Genomic DNA, 15,328 nt, shown 5'->3' with positions numbered 1-15,328 from the left:
TACTTTTTATTATTTAAAAATTATTATCTACTTGATTCTTCAACTGCAACTGCAACTGCAACTGTAGCACCAACCATTGGGTTATTACCCATACCTATAAGACCCATCATTTCAACGTGAGCTGGAACTGATGAAGATCCTGCAAACTGTGCATCAGAATGCATTCTTCCCATAGTATCTGTCATACCGTAAGAAGCTGGTCCTGCTCCCATGTTGTCTGGGTGAAGAGTTCTACCTGTTCCACCACCTGAAGCAACTGAGAAATATTTTTTACCCTGTTCTAAACATTCTTTTTTGTATGTTCCTGCAACTGGATGCTGGAATCTAGTTGGGTTAGTTGAGTTTCCTGTTATAGATACATCAACACGTTCATGATGCATTATAGCAACACCTTCTCTAACGTCATCTGAACCATAACATTTAACTTTAGCTCTATCTCCATTTGAGAATGGTATTTCTTTTACTATTTTTAATTCACTTGTATAGTAATCAAATTCTGTCTGAACATAAGTGAATCCATTTATTCTTGATATTATATAAGCAGCATCTTTTCCAAGTCCGTTAAGTATAACTCTTAGAGGCTGTTTTCTTACTTTATTAGCTTTTTCTGCTATTTTTATAGCACCTTCTGCTGCTGCAAAACTTTCGTGTCCTGCAAGGAATGCGAAACAATCAGTTTCTTCTCTTAATAACATTCCACCTAAATTACCATGTCCTAAACCAACTTTTCTATTGTCAGCAACAGAACCTGGTATACAGAATGCCTGAAGTCCTTCACCTATAGCTTCTGCTGCATCAGCTGCTTTTGAACATCCTTTTTTAAGAGCTATTGCAGCACCTAAAGTATATGCCCAACCAGCATTTTCGAATGCTATAGCCTGAGTTTCTTTTACTATTTCATATGGATCAAATCCTTTGCTTTTGCAAAGTTCTCTACAATCTTCTAATGTACCTAGTTCATATTTTTCTAGAACTGGAGTTATCTGGTTTATTCTTCTTTCGTAACTTTCAAATAATGCCATTTATTTTCACCTTCCTTTAGATATTATTCATGTCTTGGATCTACGTATTTAACGGCGTCGTTGAATCTTCCGTAAGTAGCTTTTGCTTTTTCTATAGCTTCATTAGCGTCTGTTCCGCCTTTTATCATTTCCATCATTCTACCCATATTAACGAATTCGTATCCTATTATTTCGTTGTTTTCGTCAAGTCCAACTCTTGTAACATAACCTTCAGCCATTTCAAGATATCTTGGTCCTTTAGCTAATGTTCCATACATTGTACCTACCTGACTTCTAAGTCCTTTACCTAAATCTTCAAGACCTGCACCTACTGGAAGTCCACCTTCTGAGAAAGCAGTCTGGCTTCTTCCGTATACTATCTGTAAGAATATTTCTCTCATTGCAGTATTTATTGCATCACATACAAGGTCAGTATTTAATGCTTCTAATATTGTTTTTCCTGGTAATATTTCTGATGCCATAGCTGCTGAATGAGTCATTCCTGAACATCCTATTGTTTCAACTAAAGCTTCCTGTATTATACCATCTTTAACATTTAAAGTTAATTTACATGCACCCTGCTGTGGAGCACACCAACCTATACCATGAGTTAATCCGCTTATATCTTTTACTTCTTTAGCTTTAACCCATTTTCCTTCTTCTGGTATTGGAGCTGGACCATGGTTTGGTCCTTTGTTTATTATACACATATTATTTACTTCTGCTGAATAAATCATAAGACTTCCTCCTTATTTTTAAATTTTTTTATTCAGATAATTGTATATCATTGCCATTAACAAATGAAGTTTGAAATTCTCAATTGAAATTGATTGTCCTTATTATGTAAGGCATCAATACTAATTTAACTTGTTTTTCAAACCTCTATTATGATTAATATTAACACAAAATACCTCTTTTAAAAAGTGTAATTTTCAACGTATTATCAATTTTTTTCATCTTTCTTATAATAAATTTCTGATTTAATTTATTATATCGAAAAAAATATATATTTAAAAATGCATATACCATTTGAAAATAAAGTTTTCCTATCATGTTTAACTTTTCTATAAAAATATAATTTTATAATAATTTTTTCTAAAAAATTTTTTAAAATTTTTTTACTTATTTTAAAAATATTCATTTATATAATCTTATTTAAATTTGCATAAAAATAAAAACAGTTCTAAAAAAATTAAAACTGTTTTCTAATTTTAAATATTTTATATAAATAAGTTTATCTATGCTTTTTTTACAACACTTGATTTTAATTTCATAGCTCCAAAACCATCTATTTTACATTCTATATCGTGTCCATCTGTATTTTCTGGAACTAATCTTATATTTTTTACTTTTGTGCCTATTTTTATAGAAGATGAACTTCCTTTAACTTTTAAATCTTTAACAACTGTTACTGAATCTCCATCATTTAATATATTTCCGTTTACATCTTTTATTACATTTTCATCTACTTCTGTATCAGGATTCCATTCATGTCCACATTCTGGACATACTAATAAACTTCCGTCTTCATAAGTATATTCTGAATTACATTTTGGGCAATTTGGTAAATTTTCCATTTTTTAAAATCCTCCATTTTTATTATAGTCTTTTCCATTATACTATATAGTTCGATAATTTTTAATTAATTTTTATATATTATTACAACTTTATTACAATATTCATTTAATATTTATTTTTTAATTTTTGTAATATATAATAATAAAAAATCACTCTTAATTGGAGGTAATAATTATGAAAATAATATTAAAAGATATAAATAATCCAAAATCGAATATCCCAGATAAAAGAAAAGGAGATGTTAGAATATCATTTCTTGTATCTATAATTCTTCTATTCTTGTTTGGTAAAGATTTTATTAATATTTTAAATTCTTCTAATTCTAATTTATCAGATAGTAAAATTTTTGCAAACGATATAGTACTGTATCTTTTCATGATTCTTTTATTAATTTCTTGTATACTTTCTATTGTAAGATTTATTTTTATGGAATTAGGAAAAGATTGTATTTATATTAATGATTTAGTATTTTCTATTTTAGTTGCTATCTTATTAGTTATAAATCTTATTATTAGTATTTTTTCTAAATCCTTTAATATTATTCTATTTTTGGTAACAATTGTTTTTGTTGTCACTATTAGCATAAATGTAATTAGAGAAAATAAAAAATAATATAAAATAACCCAAGTAAAACTAGGTTGATACGTACAAAACCTGACTTTACTAATTGTTTTACATACAAAAAAAGCCTTGATATCAAGGCTTTTTTATTTATGATAAGGTTCTCCATTACACATCTAAAAGATCACACTTTTTTAATTATAAATTCTCAAACCATGTATTTTTTACTACTACTTTTTCAACTAATTTTACTTCTACTCCAATTCCTAACTCTTTCAGATGAGTTGCTAATTCATTCCCATCTATTAAATCTATAGGAGTAGCTCCATCCCTTATAGCTTCTTTGATAGCTTCTCTTGAAAATATACCTGTTGTTATAATAACACCCTTATCAACTCTACCCATTATAGCACCTCTAAAATCTCTTATTACTGATGATGACACTGTCCCGTCATATCTCTTAGCTTGAAATGCCACTTGAAAAGATAACACTCCTCCTAATCTAAGAATTCCTTTTCCATCTATTCCTCCATCATGAGATTTTCCAGTTACCTCTACATTTACAAATCCTAATTCTCTTAGTAATCGCTGACAAAGCTTTTCAAATTTCTCAGGAGTAATTTTCTTAATGGTATCTAATATTTCATCTTGCCAATTATAATCATCTACATCATTATCTGCTATATCAATATTTGTATTTTCATTCTTATTACTCATATTTTTCCTTGCTTCTATTTTTATACTATTATTATCTACCTTATCAACCTTATTACCTAACTCAGTTATAGACCAAACACCCCTTGAACTATTTTCAATATAGCCCGCATTTTTTAAGTATGTTCTAGCCCATGCTGATCTATATTCTAGTTTAGTTGTGCTGTTTCTATGTATGTCATTTATTTCGTTATCTTTTAAATTTAACATACTTATTAATTCCTCATTTATTTCATCATTTTTAGCTGATCCTCCAAGTTTCTTAATAGCTTGAAAACAAGGATTAATTAAATCATCATACTTATATTTAAACATATTAATCTCCCCCATATATTTTAATTCTTACATCATTATATTACAAATTTCAAACAACTACAATTAAGCATCGAAACAGCAAAAAAGGAACCCCCAGTAAAACTGGGGTTTCTTCATTTGACGCCTATAAGGCTCAACTTCCAGCTACGCTTCAAAGCGTATGTCAGTCCGCCACTCGCTAACTATTTCTGGTTACCCGTAAACGGGTCTACTACGTCAAGCGTTAGCTGTTCACTCATCATATCTTCTCTCAACTGGTTTTCTATGTATTCTTTTATTCTTTTTGTGTTTTTTCCTGTTGTGTCAACATAATATCCTCTACACCAAAATTGTCTGTTTCTATATTTATACTTCATATTTCCCCATCTTTCATATATCATTAGGCTACTTTTTCACTTCAAGAATCTCATAAATCCTGATACTGACATTTTGGGTGGTATTTCTACAAGTATATGTATATGATCTGGACAAGCTTCTGCACTAAGTAAATTCACACCTTTCCATCTGCATAATTCTCTAAGGATTACTCCTATTTCTACTCTTTTTTCTCCATAGAATACTTTTCTTCTATATTTGGGTGCAAAAACTATATGATATTTGCAGTTCAATTTTGTATGTGATAAACTATGTATGTCGTTCATTTTACGATCTCCTTTTGATAATTTTTTTGCAGTTGGCGGACCGCAATTATATCTTATCAAAAGGAGTTTTCTTATTAAAGACTCAAAGCTAAAAGCTTCACTGAATCCCCAGTCTAACTGGTGGTTTTCTATATACAAAAAGAGATAGTCTTTTATCAACTATCTCTTCTAATTTCTTTCTTGATATTCTGTTATTCCATCACTCTTGTTTTGACTCTACTTTCAATTCCTCTATCTTTTCTTCTAATTTGTTCATCTTATCTTCTAAGTCTGCTTCTAATTGAACTATTTTTTTATCTTCTGTATTTGGAATTACTCCCTTATTCCAACTCTCTACAAGAATATCAACTAGATACTCTGCTCTTTCTAGGTACACGTTTAATACATCTTTTCCTTCTTTTGTTTTCATCTTAGTTTTCTCTAGGTCTTTTAATATCTTCTTAGCTTCTTTTTTAAACTTATTTTTACTTCCAGAATTATGGTACGCATCTGATATTGCTAATTCTGTTGTGCTTATTTCCCTTATTTTATTGTAGTCATTTGAATATTTATCGTATTCCAAATTTGTGTACCCCGTTAATATAGTAACCATGATAGTAGTTACTAATATTATCAATACTTTTTTATTCAATATGTTCAATTACTCATCATTTACTTTCATTTTACTTCCCATGAATCCTACTATTGCTAGTATTACTCCTCTAATTATTATCCATTTTAAACACCAAAGGAATATCTCTCCTAATAAGGCTATTACTACTATAGAAAAAATTGTGCATCCAAACCACATACTTACAATAGCTCCACATTCAAAATAAGTAATATACATTATAGTATTTATTGCAAAAAATATTCCTGTCCCTAAATTTATTCCTGCTATAATAATTATTATGTCCATGTAACTCAATCTCCCTCAATATCGTTTTTCTTAAAGTTTATATTTTTTATTCATAACCATATCCACAGTCTGCACATTTACCATATGCTGATAAATATTCTCCACATTTAGAACAAGAAACATTTACATTATTTTCTTCTGGAGTTGTATAAGCTAAACAATATTGGCATATTCCAGTCCATGCAGCAGGTGTAGATTGAACTGCTCTACCACATTGTTCACAATGGAAAGTTTTCACGGTATTAGCTTCATCATCTTCTTTCATAATTTCTGTACAACTACCTTTATGAGTAGTTAAATATTCACCATGATTATTTGTCCATGAAACTAAATCTTTATTTACTACACCAGGTTTACCACATGCAGTACAAGTACCTGGTGGATAAGTTACACATTCAGAATCTTTAGGACAATCTCCACCACATATAGGACAACTATAATCGTCTTTCTTATTAGAATTACTATTAGAAACTTCTTTTTTCTCTTCTGTTATTTTTAAATCATCAATAGATTTATTTTCACCAGTTATTGAATTTATTATATTTAACATTTTTCTTATAAGATCTTTGAACTCTAATTCTTCTGCCTCTAACTGTAACGTGTCAAAATATATTTTGAAATTAGGTTCATTTTTTACTTTTTCTCCTTCTACTTTAAATTTCTATAATGCCTCTTTTCTTGTTAATTTACCAGTAGCAAAATCTTCTACTACTTTTTTTAATTTCTTTACAGCTTCTTTTTCTTTGTTTGTTAATTTAACTGGATCTCTTGCTTCATATTGTTGCTCTGTTTTCTTAGCATTTTCTTTACTTGATTCTTTATTATAACTAGAACATCCAGTAACAACTATGCTTGAAAATATGCATACCCCTATAATTATATTTTTTAGATTTTTCATATATTCACTCCCCTTATATAATTACTCAGCTTTTACTTTATTTTTATTTATTAAATGCTTTATCCAACCTTCTATAGATCCTAATTCTCTACACATCTATCTTATAGTTTTAGAAGTAATATTTTTATCTATATACTTTTCAACGTATTCATTAGAATATAACTTCATAGGAAAGGTTACCTGTTGACCCCTATAATTTTGGTATATAAGTCTAACAATATCTTCCCCTAATATCTCTATCATTTCAGAGTATATTCCTTTGTAATATTTACTATTTTTTATCATATTCCTTCTCCATTACGATTTCATATTAATAATAACCAGTATTAGAAAAAGTTTCATTCTGATTTTCTATTGTAAAATATTATGTAAATTATTTATATCTATATATCTATTTACTTCTATATTTATTAATTTATATTAATATTCATTTATATCTTTAAAAGATATTCCATCAATACTAATATTGACTAATAAAAAAGGTCTTACTTTATCAATGTCAACTTAAGTTTCCAAATTATATATAAATATAATTTGGAATAATTTTAATATTCACTACTAAGCATCATAGTACTATAATCTCCACTATCAATTACATATATCTTCATTGATTTTTCAATTCCAATATTCCTTACTATAAATTTGCACGTGAATTCGGGAATTTATTGCTTATGTATTATTTCTAATATTTCTTCATGAGCTCCTAATTCAAATATCTGTAAGTAATCTTTTTCTATAGTTAATTCATCAATTAAATCATATAGCAGTAAGTTTATTTCTATAGGTACTACATCTATCTCTGCATATTTGTATTGTATTCCTCCAATTAAAAAAGCTTCTTGTGGATATAGATCTAATGTTTCTTCTAAATTTACACTGTCCACAATCTCATATACCATTTCATCTTTAGTTGTCCCATTTATCCACATAGTACTCTTGGTCTAATCTATCTTCTAGTAGCTCTCTAGTATACTCTTTTAAGTATCTTTTATCTTGATAGATTAAGTATTCTTCTATCTCTATGTCCTTATTTGATTTCAGTTCCTTAATACATTCTTTAGCTTTATGTATGCTTATTGGTTTTACCTCTGAATTGTACCAAATAAAGAATGTTACTACATCTTCATTTACTTCATCAGTTTGTTGTAGTATCTCTAGCAACTTATTTGGATTCCTCATTAGATATGCTTGTAGTTCTTCGTCTTTTAAGTTATCTACTATATCTTCAATATTTTTCTTAGTAGCTTCATCTATTCTGTTGTATTTTTCTACTAACATTTGTAACTCTGTGTAAAATAGTTTATTTGGTATTTCTGAGCTTTGATTTATCATCTTAGTTTTCCTAACATTCTATTAGATTTTTTAGTTCTTTCTTACAAATAACTACTATAGAGAAGTCATTTGGACACAAAAATAGAGCTGAAATGTATTCAGCTCCTTCTATTTCGTCTATGTATTCAGATATTATTCCTTTTAGTTGATGTTGTTTTAGTTCTTTTATTCCAGCTCTATCTACTACTGCTACATATCCACCTAAATCTTCTGCTGTTCTTTCTATACTATAGTTTTCATCTAGTATTTCTATGGTGGTTTCTATTGTAGATAGTACTTCTATTGGTAAGTCTAAGTCTTGCTTTTTCCAAATTTCTTCTATCATTATGATTTCCTCCTTATTTAAAATAATAATAAATTATCTTATCTAGTTCTATCATAGCTATAATATATATTTGAAATTTAGTTCTATACAATTTAACCAATAAAAAAGATACTACTTAAATTTGTAGTATCTAAAAATTATATCTATTTATCAAGAGTGACTATTTTATTTTATTTTAATTTAATCAGTATTTACTAAAGAAAGAATCCAGCTTGTCCAACTTATTACAGTTGATGATCTTCTCATTAAAGTTGCATCTGATTTTACATTGTGTATATATGATCCTTTCATTAAATTTGTTATTTCCTTTTTATTTGGACTTTCTCCTTTTTCTAGATATAATTTGAATGATTTGTTAAAAACCTCATGCTCTAGTATTAATCTTGCCAAACTTAACTGTCTAGCCCTATGTCTTTGTCTAATAATTTTCTTACCTTTACTTGACAAGGAATATATTAGTTGACTACTATTTTTATTTATTAATCCTAAATACATTCCTGCATTTGTATAGTAGTCTGCTTGTCTTGGATCAAAATCATATTTTGAAACTATATCTTCCTTTTTCATATCCTCTTTTAATAATAATTCACATAAATTTATTATTCTCTTAAAATTATCAGCTTGAGGAAATGGTATTTTAGGTTCTTTTATTATATCTACATCCTCAAGTATAGATAAAATATCTCCTAATGATATATCTTCTTGATGTATGATATAATTTTTTTGCTTTACAAGAATTAGTGAATTATAGTTTTCAGGTTCTATAAAATCATATTCATAGAAAGAAAATATATCATTTGAATATGTCATAAAAATTGGTTTAACCTTCTTAGATACTTTATTTCTCCATAGTCTATATGGATAATACAATTGCCTTATTAAAAAATCATCAGAAATAGAGTTTTTAGCCTCTATTAAAGCTAACTTTTCAATACCTTCATATCCACCATCTATTTCTATTTGTGAATTACTCACTTTTATCAAAAGTTTAGTATCTTGTTTATTGTTATTTATACTAAATTCAAATTCTGAAGAACTCATTCTTCCACTTACAACTGGCAATATTTTTTCATCTTCCATAAAATCAGCTATAATACCTGACACATATGCACAATTTATAGCCATTGACTCACTAGTAATGCTCTCATAATCTATACTTTCTATGTGTTCAGGAAATGTTACTTTAGTAATCTCAGTATTAATTTCTTCAAAAGATTTATACGCTTCAAATTGAGATATTATATAGCTTCCTCTAGTTATTGGTAGTATAGAAAGATTATGTTTTTTTAATATTTCAGGTAACTGACTCTTATGATCAAATTTAGCCATTAATCTAGCCTCTCTAAACTTTCCAATTTCAGATGCATTTATTATAAAATATCCATCATTATCTAATATTTCTAAGACATTATATTTTTCAAATATTTGTTCCCAAGCTATATCATTTTTACTCTTACTAATAGTTTCTCACTAGCACTTCATCTATCTCTCCCCTCTTGTCACCCTTTGAATTTATAGATCTTTTTGCTTTTATTACTTCTATTTTATACTCTTTGTATAGCTCTATTATAAATGGTGTAGCTGAATTTGAAAGTAAAAACTTAACTCCTTTTGAATCTAATTTATCACACAATTTCTTTAATCGTATCTGTTCATCTCTATTAAAGCCACCTTTTGCATATCCTGTAAAATTAGAACTATCTGATATTGGATCATATGGTGGATCTAAGTAAACAAATGCACCTTTTCTAATACCTTTTAACGCGTCTTCAAAATCTCCACATTTAAAAGTAATATTATTATTATTAAAATACTTACTTACTGCTCTTAGTGTAATTTCGTTCACTATATCAGGATTCTTGTATTTTCCAAATGGTGAATTAAACTCTCCTGAACTATTTACTCTAAATAATCCATTATAGCAAGTCTTATTTAAGAAGTGTATTCTAGATGCTCTTTGAACATTATTCAATTTATCATATACTTCTTTATCTCTATCTAAACTTCTTATTTCATAGAAATATTCAGATTCATTTTTATGATTTTTCAAATCTTGTATTAAAGATTCCACATCGTCTTTAATTACTTCATATAAATTTATCAGCTCTTCATTTATATCATTAACTACTGCCTTTTTAGGCTGGAAATTAAATAATACTGCTCCACCACCAATAAACGGCTCATAATATGTTGAATATTTATCTGGAAAGTATTTTTCTATCTCTGGAATTAGTTGTCTCTTTCCTCCAACCCATTTAAGTACAGGAGACACAAGATTATTTTTTTTTCTACTCAACTTTATTTCCTCCTAATTTTTCTAATATCGTTTTATCTGTTCTAGCTAGTTCAAGCAATTCTAATAAGAATGTTGTCATACTTAAGTTCCGTTCCTTAGCCATTGATTTTACTAATTCTTTCTGCTTTTTACTAACTCTAAATCTAATACATTCATCTTTATTATCCTCTATAAAATTAATCATATTTTGTACCCCTTTTATATTTTAATTCTAATTTAGATTATCAAATAATTTCCGTTATTGTTACTACATTTTGTTACTACAATTCGTTACTACATTATTACATTATATAGTATTTAATTATTTAAGACAACAACATTATATATCTTTTGTTGACAAATAAAAAAGAGGTAAGTCTATAAAAATAGTATTACCTCTTTTTTGAACATATTTATTCATTTATTTTACTGCATAAAATCTCTTTAGGATATGAATCCCTATCAAATCTACAACTTTCACAATGACTTTGTGGACCTTCTGGTCTCTTTGATGATGCTCTTTTAGGAGTTGTTCCAAAATGTTCTGGATATTCATAATATACATGCTCTTTTCCATTATTTTGAGAGCAGCTTGGACATGACTTATACTTTCCATCTTCACTATACTGTGAAATATTAAGTGGTTTACCACAAACTATGCAATTATTTGACATTATTATTAACCCCTTTACTATATATTTAATAATAATTCTACACAATAATATACTTTTTGGCAAATGTTTATTATTAATTGCATAAAAATAAAAACCGCGCTCCGTTACTTATGATAAGGTTCATTGTTATTTATTCTATATGCTCTATAGACTTGTTCTAGTAAAATGAGTCTCATCATCTGGTGAGGGAATGTCATTTTAGAAAAAGATAGCTTATAATCTGCTCTATTTAAGACCTCATCTGAAAGTCCAAGAGAACCACCTATTACAAATGTTATATTGCTATTTCCTCTAACTGCTAAATCGCTCATTTTATCTGCTAATTCTTCTGACGATAAATTTTTTCCATCTATTGCAAGTGCAATAACATAACTAGTGTCTTTTATCTTTGATAAAATCTTTTTCCCCTCTTTATCTTTTACCATAAGCATTTCTTTTTCACTCAATTTTTCTGGAGCCTTTTCATCATCAAGTTCGATTATATCTAATTTACAATACTTAGATAATCTTTTCTTAAATTCATCTATTCCTAATTTTAAATATTTTTCTTTTATTTTTCCAACTCCAATTATATTTATATTCATATATCTTCCTTTCTTTTCTTACTTTTTAATTTTTTATCAAATTCTAAGGATTGACCTTATATACATCAGATATATCATTTCTTAAAAGTACATCCAATTTTATATCTTGACCTACTATAAAATTATTCTGTGTTAGAATTCCTTTAGATGTTTCATATGCTAATTCTGGAAAATTATTTTCTTTGCTCAAATGTGCCAAAAGTATTCTTTCTGTTCCATTTTTTAAAAGTTCCACACAAAACTTCCCTGCTTCATCATTAGAAAGATGACCTACTTCAGACATAACCCTTCTTTTTAATGCATATGAATATGATCCTGCTAAAAGCATATTTTTATCATAGTTTGATTCAAGTATGACTAATTTAGATTTATATAGATTTTTTCTTACATTATCTGTAACAAGACCTATATCTGTAGCTATTGATACTTTTTCACTACCACCTTTTGCACAAAGATTATATCCAACTGGATTTGCTGCATCATGTTCTATAGAAAAAGGTCTTATTATCATATCTCCTATAGAATAATTTTTATCATTTTCAAAAACTACCATATTACTACTTTCTATTTTTCCAAGTTTATCTTTCATAGCTCTCCAAGTTTCTAAATTCGCAAAAATTGGTATATTAAACTTTCTCGAAACTATTCCCGCACCTTTTATATGATCTGAATGTTCATGGGTTATAAATATTCCCTTTAAATTCTCAGGTTTTTCTCCAATATCTTTTATTCCATCAGTTATTCTTTTTCCACTAAGTCCTGCATCTATCAAAATATTTGTATCTTTATATCCTACAAAATGACAGTTACCACAACTTCCGCTTCCAACTGAACAATATTTTATCATCTTTTCACCTCTTATCTTTATCTCGCCTATTTATTATATCAATTTTATAAGTTTTTTGCTTAATTCTTTTCATCATTATTACTATTTTTGATTTTTTTCAAAAATATATGTTGCTCAAATATATTTGTGTTAATTTCCAATTACCAAATTAAAATGATATAATTTAGTTATTATATTAAATGGGAGAAGAAGTAGATGTTAAATATATCAATATGTGAAGATGAAAATATTCAAGCACTTTATTTAGAATCTCTAATAAAAGAACACCTCGATAATTTGAAAATAGAATATAATATAAATTTATTTAATTCTGGAGAAGAGCTTATAAAGAAATATAACAAATACACAGATATATTATTTCTTGATATAAAAATGAGAGGTTTATCTGGAATGGATACTGCAAAAGAAATTAGAAAATTTGATGAAAATATTGAAATAATTTTTACTACAGCATTGCAAGAATATGTTTTTGAAGCTTATGAAGTAAAGGCTTTTAGATATTTATTAAAACCTATAGATAAAAATCTTCTTTTCAATTATTTAGACTTATGTATAAAAGAAATAAATCATAAAAACAAAAAAATTTGTTTAAAATACAAATCTAATTTATTAATTTTAAATTTAGATGATATTTTATATGCTGAGGTTATTCAAAAAAATACTACTATATATACAAAAGATAATTCTTATTCTCTTAAAATGAGTTTGAAAGATTTAGAAACTACTATAAACAGTTCTAGTTTTTTTAAATGTCATAATAGTTATTTAGTTAATATGGATAAAGTAAATTCAATAAATCCTAATTTTGTTACTATTGGGAAATATACTATTCCTATAAGTAGACCGAGATATAAAGAGTTTAAAACTAGACTTACATCATATTTATGTGATTCATTATTTTAAGTTTATTAGGAGATTATTATGTTAAAAGATTTAAATATTTTACAGATAGTAATATTTTTTTCACTTATAATAGATTTATTTATTTGTAGAAAAATATATGATTATTTATTCTCAAAAAAAATAGATTTTCATTATTTAGAAATAATAATTTTTTCTCTTATAATTTCAATATCTTTATACTTTTCTATAAATATAAATATTTCGTTTTTTTTAATAATCGGTTTATTATATTTTATATTCCTCAGCTTAGAATATAAGGTTAATATTTATAAAAGTTTTTTTGTTTCATTAATTTTTTGGTGTTTGCTTATTTTTACATATTTTTTATCTTTTAAAATAACTAATAACATTTATTATTTTATGCATTTTGACGTAGTTACAAACTCATATAACTATAAATATATTTCTATTCTTTTAGAGAAACTAATATTTATAACATATATATATATTTATATTTTTTCTTCTTATAGATTACTCTATAAATCAAAAGAAAATAAAAAGAAATATTTAAATTTATTTTTTACTCCAATTTTAACTAATTTTGTGTATATGTTGATTTTAACTTGTATTGTATTAGAATCTAAAAATAATAAAGCTATCTCTAATTCTAATATATTTATATTAATTCTCTCAATTATAGTTGTTTCAAATATATCGCTTTTATTTATTATATTTTGTGCTTCAAAAAATAAAAAACAATTATTTTATATGGATATACTGAATAAGAAAAATGAATATTCTAGAGAATTATATCATGATATGAAAAATCATATATTATGCATGAAATACGATGCTAATATTGAAAAATCTAATTCTTATATTGAAAAAGTAGAACTTCTTTTAGAGGAATACGGAAATAAATTTAATACTGGAAATATAATATTAGATACTGTTCTTCACGAAAAAAATAATTTATGCTTGAGAAATAATATTACTTTTACTTGTGATATTAATTTTAAAAACTGTTCTTTTATGGAAGATGAAGATATTTGCTCAATTTTTTCTAATTTATTAGACAATGCTATTGAAGCTTGTTTAAAAGTAGAACCTTCTAAACGAAATATAATTTTAAAAGGATTATCAATGGATTCTATTTTTGTAGCAAAACTTTCCAATAGCACAAATAACGATATTAACTTTAAAGATAATGAGTTTATGACAACCAAAACAAATAAATTACTACATGGTATAGGACTAAAAAGTGTAAAAAGTACTTTAAAAAAATATGATGGAGAAATTTTATTTGATTTTGATAAAAATATTTTTTATACTAAAATACTTATTCCAATACCTTAAAAAAAATAGAAGTACTGAATTTTCAGTACTTCTATTTTAATTTTTCTACAATTAATGTATAACCTTTTGTATCGGATATATAAATTATATCACCTGCTTTTATATCTTCTCTTTGTGAGTAAACCTTTTTAACTTCTCCAAATATATCCATTTTACCTTTACATTTTTTATTTATATCAGAAATTGCTTTTCCTTCTTTTCCTATATATTTTTTATTTCTTCTCTTTAAAAAATCTAATAAGATTACTTGTTCAATAACATTTATAAGTATAATTGGTAAACTTATAAAAAAGAATTGCTGAACAGTAGATATTATCAATATCGAACCAACTAAACTACTCATAAATCCATTATATATTCCATGTTGTTGGTATGGAGATCCCCAAATTTCCATTCCCATAAATCTTTCTATTGCAGACATTATGAATCCATAAAATATCATAAAAATACCAAATATTTCTTTTATATAATACATATAATCTCCTT

Annotated in this window: 22 protein-coding genes and 1 pseudogene; 3 read left to right on the top strand and 20 right to left on the bottom strand. The window is 26.5% G+C overall.

Features of this window, described 5'->3' with window-relative positions; translation table 11 throughout:
- Positions 1–23: 23 nt before the first annotated feature.
- From Q1J78_RS07770 to Q1J78_RS07760, 3 genes are all read right to left on the bottom strand, one after another.
- Positions 24–1,022 (bottom strand): GGGtGRT protein, encoded by a 999-nt coding sequence (locus Q1J78_RS07770; protein WP_300276385.1) that lies wholly within the window; start codon positions 1,020–1,022, stop codon positions 24–26.
- A 23-nt stretch (positions 1,023–1,045) separates the two neighbouring features.
- Positions 1,046–1,738, bottom strand: a complete 693-nt coding sequence (locus Q1J78_RS07765) for an iron-sulfur cluster assembly scaffold protein (RefSeq protein WP_300276383.1) — start codon at positions 1,736–1,738, stop codon at positions 1,046–1,048.
- 501 nt (positions 1,739–2,239) lie between these two features.
- The gene (locus tag Q1J78_RS07760; RefSeq protein ID WP_300276381.1) at positions 2,240–2,578 is read right to left on the bottom strand and encodes a zinc ribbon domain-containing protein YjdM; all 339 of its coding nucleotides are present in this window, start codon (positions 2,576–2,578) and stop codon (positions 2,240–2,242) included.
- A gap of 175 nt (positions 2,579–2,753) precedes the next feature.
- Between Q1J78_RS07760 and Q1J78_RS07755 the strand changes: the two genes are divergently transcribed.
- A complete protein-coding gene (locus Q1J78_RS07755) occupies positions 2,754–3,191 on the top strand; it encodes a hypothetical protein (RefSeq protein WP_300276379.1) in 438 nt (145 codons plus the stop codon).
- Positions 3,192–3,338: 147 nt separating this feature from the next.
- Here the strand turns inward: Q1J78_RS07755 and Q1J78_RS07750 are convergent, their stop codons facing one another.
- From Q1J78_RS07750 to Q1J78_RS07675, 16 genes and pseudogenes are all read right to left on the bottom strand, one after another.
- Positions 3,339–4,169, bottom strand: coding sequence for a restriction endonuclease (locus Q1J78_RS07750; RefSeq protein ID WP_300276377.1), 831 nt, complete (start codon positions 4,167–4,169; stop codon positions 3,339–3,341).
- Between the two features lie 182 nt (positions 4,170–4,351).
- A pseudogene (tnpA, locus tag Q1J78_RS07745) lies at positions 4,352–4,810 on the bottom strand (IS200/IS605 family transposase).
- A gap of 199 nt (positions 4,811–5,009) precedes the next feature.
- The gene (locus Q1J78_RS07740) at positions 5,010–5,441 is read right to left on the bottom strand and encodes a hypothetical protein (protein WP_301118255.1); all 432 of its coding nucleotides are present in this window, start codon (positions 5,439–5,441) and stop codon (positions 5,010–5,012) included.
- 9 nt (positions 5,442–5,450) lie between these two features.
- Positions 5,451–5,708 carry a hypothetical protein gene (locus Q1J78_RS07735; RefSeq protein ID WP_300276373.1) on the bottom strand — a complete coding sequence of 86 codons (258 nt, stop codon included), beginning with the start codon at positions 5,706–5,708 and terminating at the stop codon, positions 5,451–5,453.
- 46 nt (positions 5,709–5,754) lie between these two features.
- Positions 5,755–6,258 (bottom strand): hypothetical protein, encoded by a 504-nt coding sequence (locus tag Q1J78_RS07730; protein ID WP_300276371.1) that lies wholly within the window; start codon positions 6,256–6,258, stop codon positions 5,755–5,757.
- Positions 6,259–6,369: 111 nt separating this feature from the next.
- Positions 6,370–6,606, bottom strand: coding sequence for an outer membrane protein assembly factor BamD (locus Q1J78_RS07725; RefSeq protein WP_300276369.1), 237 nt, complete (start codon positions 6,604–6,606; stop codon positions 6,370–6,372).
- Between the two features lie 96 nt (positions 6,607–6,702).
- Positions 6,703–6,891: a hypothetical protein gene (locus tag Q1J78_RS07720; protein WP_300276367.1), complete on the bottom strand. Its 189-nt coding sequence runs from the start codon at positions 6,889–6,891 to the stop codon at positions 6,703–6,705.
- 377 nt (positions 6,892–7,268) lie between these two features.
- Positions 7,269–7,535, bottom strand: a complete 267-nt coding sequence (locus Q1J78_RS07715) for a DUF960 domain-containing protein (RefSeq protein WP_300276365.1) — start codon at positions 7,533–7,535, stop codon at positions 7,269–7,271.
- Entirely contained in the window at positions 7,513–7,938 is a 426-nt protein-coding gene (locus Q1J78_RS07710; RefSeq protein ID WP_300276363.1) for a hypothetical protein, read from the bottom strand. The genes Q1J78_RS07715 and Q1J78_RS07710 overlap by 23 nt, the downstream gene beginning before the upstream one ends.
- A gap of 10 nt (positions 7,939–7,948) precedes the next feature.
- A complete protein-coding gene (locus tag Q1J78_RS07705) occupies positions 7,949–8,263 on the bottom strand; it encodes a hypothetical protein (protein WP_300276361.1) in 315 nt (104 codons plus the stop codon).
- A 180-nt stretch (positions 8,264–8,443) separates the two neighbouring features.
- Positions 8,444–9,703, bottom strand: coding sequence for a type II restriction enzyme (locus Q1J78_RS07700; RefSeq protein ID WP_442952112.1), 1,260 nt, complete (start codon positions 9,701–9,703; stop codon positions 8,444–8,446).
- Between the two features lie 16 nt (positions 9,704–9,719).
- Positions 9,720–10,559, bottom strand: a complete 840-nt coding sequence (locus tag Q1J78_RS07695; protein ID WP_300276357.1) for a DNA adenine methylase — start codon at positions 10,557–10,559, stop codon at positions 9,720–9,722.
- The gene (locus Q1J78_RS07690; RefSeq protein ID WP_300276355.1) at positions 10,552–10,743 is read right to left on the bottom strand and encodes a plasmid mobilization protein; all 192 of its coding nucleotides are present in this window, start codon (positions 10,741–10,743) and stop codon (positions 10,552–10,554) included. The genes Q1J78_RS07695 and Q1J78_RS07690 overlap by 8 nt, the downstream gene beginning before the upstream one ends.
- A gap of 208 nt (positions 10,744–10,951) precedes the next feature.
- Positions 10,952–11,212 carry a hypothetical protein gene (locus Q1J78_RS07685; protein WP_300276353.1) on the bottom strand — a complete coding sequence of 87 codons (261 nt, stop codon included), beginning with the start codon at positions 11,210–11,212 and terminating at the stop codon, positions 10,952–10,954.
- 104 nt (positions 11,213–11,316) lie between these two features.
- Entirely contained in the window at positions 11,317–11,796 is a 480-nt protein-coding gene (rlmH, locus tag Q1J78_RS07680) for a 23S rRNA (pseudouridine(1915)-N(3))-methyltransferase RlmH (protein ID WP_300276351.1), read from the bottom strand.
- Positions 11,797–11,839: 43 nt separating this feature from the next.
- Positions 11,840–12,643 (bottom strand): MBL fold metallo-hydrolase, encoded by an 804-nt coding sequence (locus tag Q1J78_RS07675; protein ID WP_300276349.1) that lies wholly within the window; start codon positions 12,641–12,643, stop codon positions 11,840–11,842.
- Positions 12,644–12,838: 195 nt separating this feature from the next.
- Here Q1J78_RS07675 and Q1J78_RS07670 point away from each other — a divergent pair, with 195 nt between their 5' ends.
- The gene (locus tag Q1J78_RS07670) at positions 12,839–13,546 is read left to right on the top strand and encodes a LytR/AlgR family response regulator transcription factor (protein ID WP_300276347.1); all 708 of its coding nucleotides are present in this window, start codon (positions 12,839–12,841) and stop codon (positions 13,544–13,546) included.
- A 708-nt stretch (positions 13,547–14,254) separates the two neighbouring features.
- The gene (locus Q1J78_RS07665) at positions 14,255–14,842 is read left to right on the top strand and encodes an ATP-binding protein (protein ID WP_300276345.1); all 588 of its coding nucleotides are present in this window, start codon (positions 14,255–14,257) and stop codon (positions 14,840–14,842) included.
- A gap of 31 nt (positions 14,843–14,873) precedes the next feature.
- Here the strand turns inward: Q1J78_RS07665 and Q1J78_RS07660 are convergent, their stop codons facing one another.
- On the bottom strand, positions 14,874–15,317 hold the full coding sequence (locus tag Q1J78_RS07660; protein ID WP_300276343.1) for an NfeD family protein: 444 nt from the start codon (positions 15,315–15,317) through the stop codon (positions 14,874–14,876).
- Positions 15,318–15,328: the final 11 nt, after the last annotated feature.

Origin of the sequence: Peptacetobacter sp. (assembly GCF_029264495.1) — a bacterium.
Lineage (GTDB): Bacteria > Bacillota > Clostridia > Peptostreptococcales > Peptostreptococcaceae > Peptacetobacter.
The sequence above is the reverse complement of the archived record's forward strand: the minus strand, read 5'-3'. Positions and strand labels throughout refer to the sequence as shown.

Coding starts and splice junctions, on each gene's coding strand:
- Q1J78_RS07715 (WP_300276365.1), bottom strand. CDS start 7,535: ATGTGGATAAATGGGACAACTAAAGATGAAATGGTATATGAGATTGTG.
- Q1J78_RS07675 (WP_300276349.1), bottom strand. CDS start 12,643: ATGATAAAATATTGTTCAGTTGGAAGCGGAAGTTGTGGTAACTGTCAT.
- Q1J78_RS07755 (WP_300276379.1), top strand. CDS start 2,754: ATGAAAATAATATTAAAAGATATAAATAATCCAAAATCGAATATCCCA.
- Q1J78_RS07760 (WP_300276381.1), bottom strand. CDS start 2,578: ATGGAAAATTTACCAAATTGCCCAAAATGTAATTCAGAATATACTTAT.
- Q1J78_RS07705 (WP_300276361.1), bottom strand. CDS start 8,263: ATGATAGAAGAAATTTGGAAAAAGCAAGACTTAGACTTACCAATAGAA.
- Q1J78_RS07725 (WP_300276369.1), bottom strand. CDS start 6,606: ATGAAAAATCTAAAAAATATAATTATAGGGGTATGCATATTTTCAAGC.
- Q1J78_RS07660 (WP_300276343.1), bottom strand. CDS start 15,317: ATGTATTATATAAAAGAAATATTTGGTATTTTTATGATATTTTATGGA.
- Q1J78_RS07735 (WP_300276373.1), bottom strand. CDS start 5,708: ATGGACATAATAATTATTATAGCAGGAATAAATTTAGGGACAGGAATA.
- Q1J78_RS07690 (WP_300276355.1), bottom strand. CDS start 10,743: ATGATTAATTTTATAGAGGATAATAAAGATGAATGTATTAGATTTAGA.
- Q1J78_RS07770 (WP_300276385.1), bottom strand. CDS start 1,022: ATGGCATTATTTGAAAGTTACGAAAGAAGAATAAACCAGATAACTCCA.
- Q1J78_RS07710 (WP_300276363.1), bottom strand. CDS start 7,938: ATGATAAATCAAAGCTCAGAAATACCAAATAAACTATTTTACACAGAG.
- rlmH (WP_300276351.1), bottom strand. CDS start 11,796: ATGAATATAAATATAATTGGAGTTGGAAAAATAAAAGAAAAATATTTA.
- Q1J78_RS07685 (WP_300276353.1), bottom strand. CDS start 11,212: ATGTCAAATAATTGCATAGTTTGTGGTAAACCACTTAATATTTCACAG.
- Q1J78_RS07670 (WP_300276347.1), top strand. CDS start 12,839: ATGTTAAATATATCAATATGTGAAGATGAAAATATTCAAGCACTTTAT.
- Q1J78_RS07720 (WP_300276367.1), bottom strand. CDS start 6,891: ATGATAAAAAATAGTAAATATTACAAAGGAATATACTCTGAAATGATA.
- Q1J78_RS07665 (WP_300276345.1), top strand. CDS start 14,255: ATGGATATACTGAATAAGAAAAATGAATATTCTAGAGAATTATATCAT.
- Q1J78_RS07750 (WP_300276377.1), bottom strand. CDS start 4,169: ATGTTTAAATATAAGTATGATGATTTAATTAATCCTTGTTTTCAAGCT.
- Q1J78_RS07730 (WP_300276371.1), bottom strand. CDS start 6,258: ATGTTAAATATAATAAATTCAATAACTGGTGAAAATAAATCTATTGAT.
- Q1J78_RS07765 (WP_300276383.1), bottom strand. CDS start 1,738: ATGATTTATTCAGCAGAAGTAAATAATATGTGTATAATAAACAAAGGA.